The organism is Dysgonomonas gadei ATCC BAA-286 (genome assembly GCF_000213555.1).
GTDB classification, from domain to species: domain Bacteria; phylum Bacteroidota; class Bacteroidia; order Bacteroidales; family Dysgonomonadaceae; genus Dysgonomonas; species Dysgonomonas gadei.
In genome coordinates this window covers 125,474-141,112 of sequence record NZ_GL891984.1, presented here as the reverse complement: position 1 = coordinate 141,112, position 15,639 = coordinate 125,474, and the positions used below count along the sequence as shown (strand labels likewise).

The following is a 15,639-nucleotide window of genomic DNA, read 5'->3' as shown; positions in this document are numbered from 1 at the left end:
AATAAAAAAGTAGGTCAATAATTGCCGGAGGATAAACTTTAGTGCTGCACACATAAATAATGTATAATATAATTAGGAGAATGTGCTTATATCTTAAAATTAAGAAATTATGAAAAAGAAAATTTTATTATTAGCATTTTTTGCATGTGTGTTAATATCTGTTTCTGCTACAGCACAAACAACCTATCGGTTAGTTATTAACAATGAACTGAATATTTCCTGTCAATTTGAGGTTTATGCAAGACTTAAAATGAGTAGTAGTACCCCGGCCATCGATGCCAACACCTATGATCTAACAGGAGTCAATGAGCCGACTGTGTCTGCATGGTCTTCCGTATCAGGGCAATTAAACTGTTATTCGTTAGAAGGTATTGTAGTTCGCCTTAAACCGGCAATATTTAGTAATTGGTATGGTGATTTTACCGGAGTATCTATGGGTTCATTCGGATCTCATACCATAGACACCGGAATATGGACACAGGGGAGTTCTCAATTGAGTTTTACCTGCCGTATGTCCTATAGCAATAATACCGTTAATGTAACAATTGGGCATTGATGCAGCTTCGCTGATTTCAATGATTTACAACACGTTCTCAATATAACTTTTTTATTCGATTTATAATCATTTAAGTGTATTCTTCTAATTATATTATACATTATTTACAGGAGTTTTGCTTATAGATGTTTTCAAATCCCAATAGTATAAACTGTACTTACAGATAATAAAATGATAATAGTTTGAAATAATAATATATATAATAATGACAGTACGAATAGCCATATTTACGGCCATAGCATTATTGCTGGCAACGTTTACCCAAGCCCAGATAAAAGATTTGGTGCAATATGTAAATACGCTTCAGGGAACCGATTCCAATTTCGGGCTTAGTTACGGTAATACATATCCTACAACAGCTATGCCTTTCGGGATGCACACATGGGCAGCTCAGACAAACAGGAATGGAGAAGGGTTCAAATATATGTATGCCGATAATAAAATCCGGGGATTCCAGCAGGCTCATCAATGTAGTCCGTGGGTGAGTGACTATGCTGTTTATTCCTTCATGCCGATGATCGGAGAGTTGGTTGTAAATCAGGACAAGAGAGCTGCTAAGTTCAGCCACGATAACGAAACCGGCAAACCGCATTATTATAAAGTTACATTCGACAATGGTATTACTACCGAAATGGCACCTACAACGCGCGGAGTACATATCCGCTTCTCGTTTCCTAATAACGGGGATGCTTATCTCGTACTCGATGGATATACCAATATGAGTGAAGTAGAAATAAATCCGCAGAAAAGACAGATCAAAGGCTGGGTAAATAACCAGCGTTTTGTAAATCATCCGGAAAACTTCCGTAATTATTTTATAATACAATTCGATAAGCCTTTTGAGGCATATGGTACATGGGAGAATGAGAAAGACGGAATTTTTCCTGACGAATTGCATCGCGACGGCAAAGGCGCGGGTGCGTACATTAAATTCAAAAAAGGGTCTACGGTACAGCTAAAAGCTGCTTCATCTTATATAAGCCCCGAACAGGCATTGCTCACATTAAACAGGGAATTAGGCAACGATAAGAACCTGGAAGCGACAAAGGCCAGAGGAGCAGAAACATGGAACAAATTACTGAACAGGGTAATTGTAGAAGGAGGAACGGATGAGCAAATAAGAACTTTCTATTCGTGCCTGTTCCGTGCGAATCTTTTCTCTCGTAAGTTTTACGAACGCAACGAGAATAACGAACCCTATTATTATAGTCCTTACGACGGAAAGATTTATAGCGGTTATATGTACACCGATAACGGATTCTGGGATACATTCCGTACACAATTCCCTCTGACTAATATTCTCCACCCTACTATGCAGGGACAATATATGAATGCCTTACTCGATGCGCACGACCAATGCGGCTGGCTGCCTTCATGGTCGCAACCGGGCGAAACAGGCGGTATGATCGGCAATCATGCGATCTCGCTTCTTGCCGATGCATGGGCAAAAGGTATCCGCACATTCGATCCCGGACGGGCTTTGAAAGCCTATGCGCATGAAGCGATGAACAAAGGCCCGTGGGGCGGCGCTAACGGACGTATTTTCTGGAAAGAATATTTCCAGCTGGGTTATGTTCCATATCCGGAATCGTCCGGCTCTACTGCACAGACACTAGAATATGCTTATGATGACTGGTGTGGCTATGAACTGGCAAGAATGACAGGAAACCGTTTCTATATGGATGTTTTTGAAAGACAGGTATATAATTATCGCAATGTATTTGACCCGACCGTAGGATTCATGAGAGGAAAAGATAAAGACGGTAAATGGCAGGAACCATTCGATCCGTTTGTCTGGGGAGGCCCTTATTGTGAAGGCAACGCCTGGCATTATACTTGGTCTGTTTTCCATGATGTACAAGGCCTGATCGATATGTTTGGAGGTCCCGATAAAATGACGGCGAAGATGGACTCCGTATTCACCGTGCCTAATATTATCAAACCCGGCACTTATGGCGGTGTAATCCACGAAATGAGAGAGATGGAACTGGCCGGCATGGGACAATATGCACAGGGCAACCAGCCTATCCAACACATGATTTATATGTATTCGTATGCGGGGCAACCATGGAAAACCCAATACCGGGCACGCCGGATAATGGATGATCTGTATAATTATACCGAGAGAGGCTATCCGGGCGACGAAGATCAGGGAGGTATGGCATCTTGGTATGTACTCAGTGCTTTGGGAATTTATGCCGTTTGCCCTGGAACGAATGAATATGTATTGGGTAGTCCGTTATTCAAAAAGGCGACTATTACGATGGAAGACGGTAAGAAATTTACAATCGAGGCAAGCAACAACAGTAAAGACAATGTATATGTACAGTCTGCGACACTGAATGGCAGCCCGTGGAATAAGAACTATATCACTTACAAAGACATCGTAAACGGAGGAATAATCAAATATGAGATGGGTAGTCAGCCGAACAAAAGCAGGGGTACAGGTAAAGATGCAGCACCATTCTCTCTTTCAAAAAAATAAAAACAGATACGACTTGAAGTTATGAGTAAAAAGATATTGATATTGACTTGTATGCTGGCTGTTTGGGCGGTTCATTATATAAATGCCCAAAACACTAAAATTTCACTGAACAGCGATGCCGGTAATATACACTGGAAGGTCAGAGCGCAGGATGAAGTAGGCGGGAATGGCCGGCAAATAATGTCCTCCGGATATAATATATCCGATTGGATAGCGGCAGTAGTTCCGGGTACCGTTTTCGGATCGTATGTAGAAACCGGACTTGAAGAAGACCCGAACTTTGGAGATAATGCCTATAAAGTAGATAGATCGAAATATGATAAGAATTTCTGGTATCGCGGCGAATTTGATACACCTGCTTTATCAGACGGAGAATTACTCTGGCTCAACTTTGAAGGAATAAACAGAAAAGGTGAAATTTACCTTAACGGAAACAGGCTGGGACTTCTCGATGGTTTTATGGATAGGGGCAAATTCGACATCACCGGACTGGTAAACAAAAACGGCAGGAATGTATTAGTGGTATTGGCGTATTGGGTAGGGCTTCCCGTCCCTAACCATGCAAGCCCGACTTACATTTCCAGCGCCAGCTGGGACTGGATGCCTTATGTCCCGGGCTTGTTGAGTGGTATAACCGATGATGTGTATCTCAGCACTTCACGGGAAGTATCTATGGTCGATCCGTGGATAAGGACAAAAGTACCAAACAAGGATAAAGGCTTAATCGAATTACAAGTAGAACTGAGAAATAACACCCCAACAGAACAAACGGGCGTACTGAAGGGAATTATCCGGCCCGGAAATATCGAATTTTCCAAAGAAATAAAAATCGGCGGAGGCATACAGAAACCTTTCAGAATAGAACCGAAAGACTTTAAACAACTGGAAATAGATAATCCAAAACTGTGGTGGCCTAATGGCTACGGCGACCCTAATCTGTATACATGCGATCTCACTTATATAGTGAATGGCAAAATATCCGATTCTAAAAAAATCACATTCGGGATAAAAGAGTACAGCTACGAAAGAGTGGATGATGTATTCCGTATCAAAGTAAACGGAGTACCTGTTTACGCCAAAGGCGGTAACTGGGGCATGAGCGAATATATGCTTCGTTGCCGCGGTGAGGAATATGACCTGAAAGTAAGGTTGCATAAAGAGATGAACTATAACATTATCCGTAACTGGATAGGTTCCACAACTGATGATGAATTTTACGACGCCTGCGATAAATACGGTATTATGGTATGGGACGACTTCTGGTTGAATTCCCATAAGAACCTGCCGGACGATGTGCAGGCATTCAATAACAATGCAATAGAAAAGATCAAGCGTTTGCGTAACCATCCCTGTATAGCTGTATGGTGCGGAGAGAACGAAGGCTATCCGCTTGCTCCGCTCAATGACTGGCTGAGGGGCAATGTGGAACATTTCGATGCCGGCGACCGTTGGTATCAGGACATTTCCAATAATGACGGGTTGTCAGGCAGCGGCCCCTGGGGAAATTTCCACCCGAACTGGTATTTCTCGAAGTATCCGATGATGTACGGTTTCAAAGGCAAGCCGGGTTGGGGATTCCGTACTGAAATAGGCACTGCCGTATTCACTACCTTTGAAAGTTTCAGAAAATTCATGCCGAAAGAATCGTGGTGGCCTCGCAACGATATGTGGGATAAGCACTTCTTCGGCCCGCAGGCAGCAAATGCTTCCCCCGACAAATATGTTGGCATGATCACTGAAAATTATGGCAAACCTGAAGGAATCGAAGATTTCTGCCGTAAAGCACAGCTTCTGAATATAGAGTCTAACAAAGCCATGTATGAAGGATGGCAGCATCATATGTGGAATGACGCCAGCGGGATAATGACGTGGATGAGTCAGTCCGCATACCCGTCATTTGTCTGGCAAACCTACGATTATTATTATGACCTGACCGGAGCATACTGGGGAGTAAAGAAGGCTTGCGAACATGTTCACATCCAGTGGAGCTATGCAGATAATTCAGTGAAAGTAATCAATACTACACTCAACGATGTTAAAGGCCTGACCGCTAAAGCGACAGTTTATAATCTCAACGGAAAAGAAATGAAGAAATATGAACAGCGCGTTGATGCAGATGCAAAGGCCAATAGCGTTACTGATCTGTTTTTTATGAACTTCGTCACCGATAATATCGCCTATCAGAAAAAGGTGATGGCCTCTTCCCGATCTATCGATGCAGAAGAAGCCGGGGCAGTAACAGACGGCAGCGATGGAAGCCGTTGGGTCAGCAATTACAACGATAATGAATGGATATACGTAGATTTGGGCGAACGGCAGGAAATTGGCAATATAACCCTTAAATGGGAAGACGCGCATGCCCAGGCGTATAAGTTGCAGGTTTCGGATGATGCTGCAGAGTGGAAAGATGTGTATCAAAACAATAATTCCAAAGGCAAGAACGAAGAGATAAAGATCAAACCCGTTATGGCACGATATGTAAAGATGCTGGGACTGAAACGGGCCACAGAATGGGGTTATTCATTATATGAATTTGAGGTTTACGGACGGAATAAGGCTAAGCCCGATTTAACTCCCGTTCATTTCCTGCGCTTCGAACTGACTGATAACGACGGCAATATTGTATCCGATAATTTCTACTGGCGGTCTACTGTTTTGGGAGACTACACAGCTTTAAACAAGATGGGGAAGGCTAAACTCAGCACGACTTCGAAAATAGAAACACGCGATAATAAGAAGTTTATAAAAGCAAAGGTTAAGAACATAGGTTCATCCGTCGCATTCGCCGTGCATGTACAGTCATATAGGATATCCGACGGAGAACGTATTCTTCCGGCTATTATGAATGATAACTATTTTACCCTGATGCAGGGGGAAAGTAAAGAACTGGAAATAGAATTCGATGCGTCTGTTCTACCGGATAACAACTATAAACTGGAGGTAGTGCCTTATAATAATAAATGAGGAACAGCGTATTGAGTATCCTAACCAGCGTTATTTTTATTTACATTCAGGACAAACCCCGAAATTTAATCTTTTTAAAAAAAGTTTGTCTATATATTTGGCTGGTAACCTTTAACTGTTGGCAGATAGCTCTTTGAAAAAATAATTAGCAGATTTGAAACATCGTTCAGCGGAGCGAAGTATAGTTAAAATTAGCATATTAGCAAATGAGTGATAAGTGTAACCTTTGTTACCTTTTAACAAGAATAAGTTTTAAGTAATGAGTATAAAGTTGAAAGAACTGTATTTCTTTTTACCCTAAAGTCACTTGTGCGATAGCCTGAGCCAACGGCTAAAAGCTATCAGTTAATGGCTGAAATATGTGTTACCTTTGTTACTTTTTAACCAAACATAGTTAACGAATACAAAAACAACAAATAAAATATAGTAAAAGAAGTGTCAGATATGTCAGATTTTAACACTACATAGTTAATAAATACAAATAAGTCTATTATCGCACACTATATTATAACCCTTAAAAAACAAGAAGAATTATGCAAAAGAAAAAATGTTTAATTTTCACAATCATATCTTTCCTGTTTATTGCAATCAGCTGTAGTCTGAATGCCTCTATAACAGTATATGACCTGAAGTGTGAAAACCTTACCAACCCTAATGCGATAGACAATACATCGCCGCATTTGAGTTGGAAAATAAAATATACCAAAGGAGCTATGCAACAACAGTATTACGAAATACAGGTTGCCTCCGACAGTATGTCTTTGCTCGGCAACAAGGCTGACTTATGGAACTCCGGCAAACAAAAATCAGCCGCTTCCGTAATGGTCCCGTACAAAGGTAAAGGATTGGCCTCGCGTTCGCTGTGCTACTGGCGGGTTCGTGTATGGAACAGCAAGAATGAAGTTTCGGGATGGAGCGAAATCAACAGATTCGGAGTAGGTATAATCGATAAGGAAGATGCGCAGGGCAGTTATATCGGCTTATCCCCGGCAGCGGGAAATATACAAAGCCCGATACTAAGAAAGAGTTTCAATGTAACTGGTATTAATACATCATTTTTGCATGTCAATGCATTGGGATACTGCGAAGTATATATCAATGGCCGGAAGGTAAGCGATGATGTACTCTCTCCTGCGGTATCGCAGTTGAATAAAAGATCCTTGATCGTTACATACGATGTAACCCCCTACCTGAAAGAAGGCAAAAACGATCTGGTCTTGTGGCTTGCCAAAGGATGGTACCGTAAGAATACATTCGATGCCGTATATGACGGGCCTTTGGTGAAGGCTCAGTTGGACATAAAAGAAAGCAACGGATGGAATACCCTTGTTGCTACCGACAGTTCATGGAAAGGCAGGCACGGAGGATATATAGAGACAGGCATATGGCAGGCGCTCCGGTTTGCAGGTGAAAAACTGGACGGAAGAGTACTTCCTAAAGATTTGAACCCCACTACTCTCGATCAAATGAGCTGGTATCCGGTTGCGGAAATCGGTGTTCCGGAACATAAAGCCACTCCCGTAATGACGGAGCCTGACAAAATACAGGAAACCTTAATGCCTCAGAATATCACACAACTTGGCGACAGCACATGGCTCGTGGATATGGGTAAAGTGCTGAACGGCTGGTTTAAGATCCGCCTGCCTCAGCTGAACGAAGGCCAGGAGGTTTTGATGGAATATACCGATTTTATGAAGGAAGGTAAATTCGATGATCAGGGACAAAGCGATATTTATGTCGGGGTAGGTAACGGCACGGATGTATTTTGCAATAAATTCCATAGTCATGCTTTCCGTTATATCCGGATATCCAATCTGGCTGCCAAACCAAATAAGGAAGATATAAAAGCATATCTCATCCATACCGATTACCATCAGGCATCGACATTCGAATGTTCTGATCCTGAACTAAATGCCATACACAACATGATTCAATATACCATGAAATGCCTGGCGTACAGCGGATATATGGTAGATTGTCCTCATCTCGAACGTGCCGGATACGGAGGCGACGGTAATTCTTCGACGGAAAGCCTCCAGACCATGTATAATGTTGCTCCCTTGTTTACCAACTGGATGCAGGCATGGGACGATTCGATGCGTGAAGGCGGCAGCCTGCCTCATGTCGCCCCCAACCCGGGAGCAGGCGGTGGTGGCCCGTACTGGTGTGGCTTCATCATTATGGCTCCATGGCAGACGTATCTGAATTATAACGATCCAAGATTGATAGAGAAGCATTACCCGGCCATGAAGGAGTGGCTCGGCTATGTGGAAAAGTACACCGTGGACGGATTGCTGAAACGATGGCCCGATACTCCGTATCGTGACTGGTTTCTGGGAGACTGGCTGGCACCGATAGGCGTAGACTCGGGCAATGAGCGGTCTATAAATCTGGTTAATAATTGCTTTGTAAGCGATTGCTTTTCCAAAATGGAAAAGATCGCGGGAATACTGGGTAAGCCCGATGAAGCAAAAGAATTTGCCTCACGCAGGGATAAGCTCAACCAGTTGTTGCAGAAGACGTATTACAATAAAGATGAAAAGATGTATTCGACAGGTTCACAACTGGATATGTCTTATCCTATGCTGGTCGGGGTCACCCCTCCTACCCTATACGACGAGGTTAAGGAGCGGCTGCTCTCCCTGACAGCCGAACGGCACAACAACCATATAGCTGTGGGACTGGTCGGAGTACCTATCCTTACCAAATGGGCAATCGAGAATAAAGCCGCCGATTTTATGTACACTATGCTGAAGAAACACGATTATCCGGGTTATTTACATATGATAGACAATGGAGCGACTACAACCTGGGAATATTGGAGCGGTGAACGCAGCAGGGTGCATAACTGCTACAATGGTATAGGAATGTGGTTCTATCAGGCTGTGGGAGGTATTCGTACCGATGAAGACAAACCCGGCTATCAGCATGTGATAATAGAACCGCAAATCCCTGAAGGGGTATCATGGGCAAAGACGACGAAAGAATCGCCTTACGGTACTATTTCGGTAGACTGGAAACTGACAGACGGTAAACTGACTATCAATGCCGTATTACCAGTAGGTAGCACAGGCTCTGTTATTCTGCCCCGGAATGCGACGGGCTGCAAACTGAACGGAAAGGCGGTTAAGGCCAAAAATAACAGTGTCGCAATTAATAACGGATCTTATTCTCTCGAAATCTTATTGGGTAATTAGTAACGAGTTGCAGGCTGGCGGGAACATAAATTTTGCAAAGTGACTGAAAGCTTGTGGCTGTCCGAAGGGCAAAGCAGCTTGCAGGAAAGATTAAGGATGCCGTATAATCAACATCCTTAATCTTTATCTAACAAATTAAAGACATGATTTTCAATGGAACTGTTTTGAAAATAATTGTTTGATTTTTGGAAAATGCTTTATCTATATAGTAGCTGTTAGCCCATAGCTGTTAGCTTATAGCTCTTTGAAAGAATAATTAGCAGATTTGAAACATCGTTCAACGGAACGAAGTGTAGTTAAAATTAGCATATTAGCAAATGAGTGATAAGTGTAACCTTTGTTACCTTTTAACAAGTAATGGGGTTTAGGTAGTAAGTCATTAGTCTCCTAATTAATAAAAGCTAATTGGCTCTGCTGACCGTTAGTTCTTAATTTTTCATTCTTAATTATTAATTGCTTTCCGTGTTACCTTTGTTACTTTTTGGTGAAACTGTAGGAGCGTAAGATGTTTCGCCCCTACAAACGCCATTAAAAAAACTGTTATTTTTGTCACCTTTTTTGAGTTGGATGTTGATAATTAAAAACAAACTTTAAATATATTTTATCCATGAAAAAAAATCAGAAAAATATTCTTATCATACTTTTTGTAGTCATTTTTACCGCCTGCGAAAAGAAAGATATTTTTGTTGAAAACCTATTATGTGACTACATGGAAGAACCTTTGTCCATAGAGAGTGTTACCCCTCTCCTCAAGTGGCAACTCTCGTCAGATAAAAGGGCTAAGAGTCAGTCAGCATACCGCATTCTGGTTTCAAGCGATATTTCTTTACTGGAAAAAGATCAGAGTGACTATTGGGATTCGGGGAAGGTACAATCGTCCGGGTCGATCATCAGATATAAAGGAATACCTCTGAATTCGAAGGCGCAAGTGTACTGGAAGGTAATGGTATGGGACGAAACCGGTATACCTTCCGGTTGGAGCGATATAGCCACCTGGACTATGGGGCTGCTTCAGCCCTCCGATTGGAAGGCCAAATGGATAGGACAAAGAGTGGATCAGTTTGCTGACTCCACACAGATTTTTCCGGCACCTTATCTCCGGAAAGAGTTTGCCGTCGCCAAAGCCGTAAAAAAAGCAATCGCTTATATCAGTGGCCTGGGTTTTTACGAAATGTATATTAATGGAGAGAAAATAGGAGATCAGGTATTGTCCCCTGCCGTTACCAATTATGACCGACGTTCACTCAAAAACCTTTTGTATCATTACGACGACCAATCCACCCAACGTGTGTTTTATAATACATTCGATGTTACTAAAAACTTAAAAACAGAAAACAACGCCATAGGAGTAATACTGGGTAATGGCTGGTACAACCAGCGCGACCGGATTGTCGAAGGATATATGTGGTATGATGTGCCCAAAATGATACTGCAACTGGAGATAGAATATAAGGATGGAACCCGGGAAACGATCGTTTCGGACAAATCGTGGAGAGTAACAACCGGTCCATTGGTACACGATGCCATATTTACGGGGGAAGTATATGATGCCCGTCTGGATCTGGGGGCGTGGAATCGTAAAGCATATGAAGACAAGACATGGCAACCGGCACTCGAAGTTCGCCCTCCGAGCGGCAAATTAATGGCGCAAACCGTACCTTACACAAAGGTAATGCGCACGGTAGACACTACGTTAAAAAATTCCGGTGACAGTATTTATACATTCACTCTCCCGGAAACGATTTCGGGATGGTGTAGCATCAATGTTAAAGGAAATAAAGGAGATACCTTGAAACTCCGGTTCATCACCGAAGAGGGTTACGATTACGGGCAAATAGATACCTATATACTGAAAGGAGGAAATAGTGAGACCTGGGAGCCGAAATTCACATGGCATACTTTCAGAAGAATAGAAATAGCAGCAAAAGACATTTCTATATCGGAACGCAGCGTAACGGTCAAATCTATCTATACAGATGTCGACAATACAGGCAGTTTCGAGTGCTCGAATGAACTCTTCAATCGCATACACAGAGCCTGGGTCCGCACTATGCATGCAAACTTTAAAGGGATTATAAGCAGCGATCCGCACAGAGAAAGGCTGGCGTATACAGGCGACGGACAGGTAATATCGGAGAGCCTGCTATATTCGTTCGATATGACCCGTTTTCTCAGCAAATTCATTGACGATATGGATGACGCCCAAAATAAAAATACCGGCTATGTACCGCATACCGCGCCATTCAGCGGCGGTGGCGGTGGTCCCGCATGGGGATCGGCTTATGTGATAATACCATGGGCTTATTTTTGCCATTACGGGGATATTTCTATATTGCAAAAACATTATAGTGGAATGAAGCAATGGGTAGGATATCTGCAAACAAGAACGGACGAAAGAGGGCTTGTGGTAAGGGAAGAACCCATGGGATGGTGTCTGGGCGATTGGTGTACACCTTACAACAGGATAGAAATCCCCACTGAATTTGTCAACACGGCCTTCTTCTATCATACAGCCAGCACAATGGCCAATGTAGCAAAAGTATTGGGCAAGAGTGATGATGAAGCAGCCTTTGCCTCTCTGGCGGAAACTATAAAGTGCAATTTCAATAAGGCTTTTTATGATCCGTCAACCAGTCATTATTGGAAAGGAAAGCAAGGAGCCGACGCTTATGCTCTTGCATTCGGGCTGGTACCCGAAGATAAACGGGATAATGTTTTGGCTGCCATGCTAAAACATCTGGAAAGTATCAACTATCATTTCGACACGGGAATATTCGGCACACCTCTCACATTGAAAGCGTTAACCGAGAACGGAAGAGAGGATACCGCGTATAAGCTGATGAATCAAAAAGACTTTACAGGATATGGCTATCTGATGGATGACAAGAACAGCACTCTTTGGGAAACATGGGATGGGGGCGGTGACGACCCCAATGGAAGCGGACATTGCCATCCGATGTTTGGCAGTGTGGTCGCATGGTTTTACAACTCGCTTGCCGGAATAAAACCCGATAAATTAAATCCGGGAATGAAGCATTTTTATATAGAGCCTAAACCGGTTCAGGATTTACGGTATTGCAAAGCATCCTACAATAGTTTGTACGGAAAAATCATCTCGGATTGGAGTGTCGATAAAGAAGAGAACTTCTGCCTCAAGGTGCTTATTCCTGTGAATACGACAGCTACAATACGCTTTCCGCGATGGGGGAAAAATATTGTTTTCGAATCGGAAATTCCCCTCGAGGAAGTAAGTGGGATTACGGTAGATAAGAAGAATCCGAATCAAATAACTGTTCCATCCGGATCTTATTATTTTATTGTTTCAAAATATTGAGACGGAACTTGACTAAAGGGTGATTTATACCGGTTTGCCATATAAGAGTAAGCAGGAACCTAAAGAAAACAGATGGCGGAGAGATTTCTTGTTTATTGATATTCAGATTCCTGCAAGCTCCCAGATTGATTATTTCCGCCAGTTTCTTGCCTGCTTACGGAGCCTGTCGAGCGAGCTTTGACTGGATTGTATCGTATCAGGCCTTACAATCTTTGGCGCTACGCCTTCGATCTTTACATGAGGTGTTTCTTTAGGCTTAGGTAAGGTTGACAAGAATTTATTATACGCCTCCAGTAAGTGTGTCGCTTCTTCTGCATTCAGGTCAATATTTTGATAACCTTGAGCATAATGGACTGTGAAATTTTTTATCAGATTATTACTAAGAAAAGACAAATCTCCGCCAAAGATAACCCTTATATCTGCTGTTTTCTGAGCAACAGTATTCATCCTTCTGGCTTTGGCATATCGTACTGCCCGAAGTTCAAATTTACCTTTGTCTGTAACGCATTCCAGCTTTTCATTTTTGTAATATTCCACTGGGACTGCCTCTTCAAACACAGCATCTGTAAACATGTATTTAAGAGAAAGGTGCAGGAAACGGGCTCCTTCTTCCGAAATAAAACGAACAGCAATCATAGGCTCTTTAAACCGGGGTTTCTTTTGCAACTTACCTAGCGATATATTTTCCCACTCCGAGGTTATCGAATTTTTGGAATCCGCTTGTGAAAAAGCAGTCAAGGCTGCAACCATGAATCCGAGTGTCAATATAGTTCTGATATAATTCATATTGTCTTATATTTGTATTTTGTTAATATTTACTTAGCCGTGGCCATAAGTTGACTCTGTCTGCCAGTTCGCTAACTTCCGAATCCAATCTTATTCTATTGTACAGATCAGGATTTAATTTACAAGCATTTATAAGCCTTTTGGCAGCCTCTTTATCATCTTTTTTACGGGAAAATATAATAGCCGATAAATACTCATTTTGCGGAGATTCCGGCAATCCATCCAAAACAGTTAAGGCTTTATCGTTATATCCCAGACATACCAGGCATAAGGCCGTATTATAGTCGCCATAAGCCGCCAAGATTTCAAGAGCATCCATGTATTCTCCGTTTTTCAATAAACGGATTGCATCTGCATAATCTTCACGATAAGTAACCCTGATCGTATCTTTTTCAATATCAGTCCTGCACAGCTCGATAAAATAATCGATACGATTTAAATTCGGGTATATTTCATCCCGGATAATTCTGTAATCTTCAGGATACATTTTTTTGATAGCCTCTTCCGATTTGTCCGGATAGACGGCATTTGTTAATGTATCCAGTATGGCTGCTCTATTAGGTAAATCATTTCGCAGTTGAATTTCTTTGACTAAAGAACTCCAATCTTCCCCTTTAGGTTTAACGACTATAGGTGCCGCAATCTTATTTTTCAAAAAAGCGGAAATTGCATTTCCCCGACGCAGGGATTGTTCATAGTTAGACTCCCAATCACCTTGCAAATCGACACTGCATTGTATAATTATACTATCCACTGAATATTCAGGTTTAGCTGCATAAGTATTATACGCTTCCACCAATTTATCGAAAACGCCCTGATTTATACTCTCATCAAACTGATATGATTTGCGCGTCTTATAATCCGGTTGTGCACTTCCTTTGTCAAAAAGGAATTTATGCAATTTCCTGCGGTCTGTGGCGAGATCTCCATCCGCTAATTGTGATAATGAAGCTATAAAATAGGTTAGAGTATCGGAAGTAGGAAATACAAATACAGAACGATCTATAGCCTCTGCTTTCGATTCCAGGACTATCTTCAAATTCTTCATACCCGGCCTTACTACCCACGGCTGTCGATAATGGTAAATAACATCATTCTCTGCTGTAATCGTCGTATCTATTTTCAATCCTTCCAGACCGGACCGGTAAGGAAATTCAACAGTTTCTTTAAAAATGTCATCTTTACGGTTTATATTAAGCTCATTCAATACAATCTCATCTATCAGATAATGATGCTTTGCTATCCTGGCAGAATCTTCGCGGGTAAAAGCTTTTGCCTTCATATCATTTAAGGTTAGCTTTTTTGCATGTATCTCACGATATTTGCGCGGTACATGACTTCTCTTTAAGATACTATCTTTTTGTGCATGCAGATTAAGATCAATCGTAACACTATCGAGCCACTGTAAAGAGAACACATCTTTCAGAAAATTTACATAGTCTTTCTTATATTTCTGATCATATTTTTCATGTATACCTTCCGAGATTTTCCCACTCTCTCTACTCTTTATTACCTGATTCTCTGCTTTACGCCAATATTTGCTATACATATGTTTTTTGTGGCGCATAGCCAAGGCCTCCATGCTCAGGAATTCCATTTCGTTCATCTTTTTCCAATTCTCATAGTTCCTTACCAGCTCATATTGATTCCGATAATCTTCATAGTTGCGCCGCTGTACTTTATTGATTTCTTTATACAGACTTTTCCAGTTTACAAACAAAGAATCGTAGGCTGAAGGATCGACGATGGTAGAAAGAAAGTCTTCATAGGCCTCATAATCTCCTGTTTGCTTATCTTTGAAGCCTTCTCCGACAAGAATGACCGTATCTAGCCGACAAATAGAATCCCCGTCTATAAGCTTGGGCACAAGCACGAGCCGCCAATTTGGATCTAATACATCAACAGGTGCAATGATATTAAAGTCAAGATTAACCTTCCCATCACGCTCTGGTGCAAAATATGATTTTACTTTTATAACTACTTCCGATAACTTATAAACTTTACTGGTATCTAGTTTGGTTGCTTGACTGGCGAAGACTTCATTCTCTTCCAGAGATTGGTCTTCGAGATTTGTAAATGATACTTCTTCCGATATTGTCCGGGGTCCGCCTTGTCCTTGTAGTCCTCCGCTATTTACAAAATCTATTTCAGGCTTTGTAGTTTGCATGAAAAGCCGTTCTATTTCTATTTGACCTCGCATCTTATTCGAAGAACAGGAAACAAGCATAACAAATATAGCTAGCAACAAGAGCAGCAATAATAATATGGATGACGATATATTTGATTTATTACTTTTTTTCATATTAATAATTTAATC

Annotated in this window: 7 protein-coding genes; 5 read left to right on the top strand and 2 right to left on the bottom strand. The window is 41.7% G+C overall.

The window, feature by feature from the left end; genetic code table 11:
* Nucleotides 1-250 precede the first annotated feature (250 nt).
* The 5 genes from HMPREF9455_RS12070 to HMPREF9455_RS12050 all read left to right on the top strand — a co-directional run bounded on the left by HMPREF9455_RS12070 (nt 251) and on the right by HMPREF9455_RS12050 (nt 12,536).
* A complete protein-coding gene (locus HMPREF9455_RS12070) occupies nt 251-556 on the top strand; it encodes a hypothetical protein (RefSeq protein WP_044216148.1) in 306 nt (101 codons plus the stop codon).
* A gap of 205 nt (nt 557-761) precedes the next feature.
* The gene (locus HMPREF9455_RS12065; protein ID WP_006799981.1) at nt 762-3,041 is read left to right on the top strand and encodes a GH92 family glycosyl hydrolase; all 2,280 of its coding nucleotides are present in this window, start codon (nt 762-764) and stop codon (nt 3,039-3,041) included.
* A 21-nt stretch (nt 3,042-3,062) separates the two neighbouring features.
* Nucleotides 3,063-6,005, top strand: coding sequence for a discoidin domain-containing protein (locus tag HMPREF9455_RS12060; protein ID WP_006799980.1), 2,943 nt, complete (start codon nt 3,063-3,065; stop codon nt 6,003-6,005).
* Between the two features lie 533 nt (nt 6,006-6,538).
* Nucleotides 6,539-9,202 (top strand): family 78 glycoside hydrolase catalytic domain, encoded by a 2,664-nt coding sequence (locus tag HMPREF9455_RS12055; RefSeq protein ID WP_006799979.1) that lies wholly within the window; start codon nt 6,539-6,541, stop codon nt 9,200-9,202.
* Nucleotides 9,203-9,809: 607 nt separating this feature from the next.
* On the top strand, nt 9,810-12,536 hold the full coding sequence (locus tag HMPREF9455_RS12050; RefSeq protein ID WP_006799978.1) for a family 78 glycoside hydrolase catalytic domain: 2,727 nt from the start codon (nt 9,810-9,812) through the stop codon (nt 12,534-12,536).
* A 129-nt stretch (nt 12,537-12,665) separates the two neighbouring features.
* On the opposite strand, the gene HMPREF9455_RS12045 is transcribed toward HMPREF9455_RS12050, so the two are convergent.
* Nucleotides 12,666-13,322, bottom strand: coding sequence for a hypothetical protein (locus tag HMPREF9455_RS12045; RefSeq protein WP_006799977.1), 657 nt, complete (start codon nt 13,320-13,322; stop codon nt 12,666-12,668).
* A gap of 22 nt (nt 13,323-13,344) precedes the next feature.
* Nucleotides 13,345-15,624 (bottom strand): hypothetical protein, encoded by a 2,280-nt coding sequence (locus tag HMPREF9455_RS12040; protein ID WP_006799976.1) that lies wholly within the window; start codon nt 15,622-15,624, stop codon nt 13,345-13,347.
* Nucleotides 15,625-15,639: the final 15 nt, after the last annotated feature.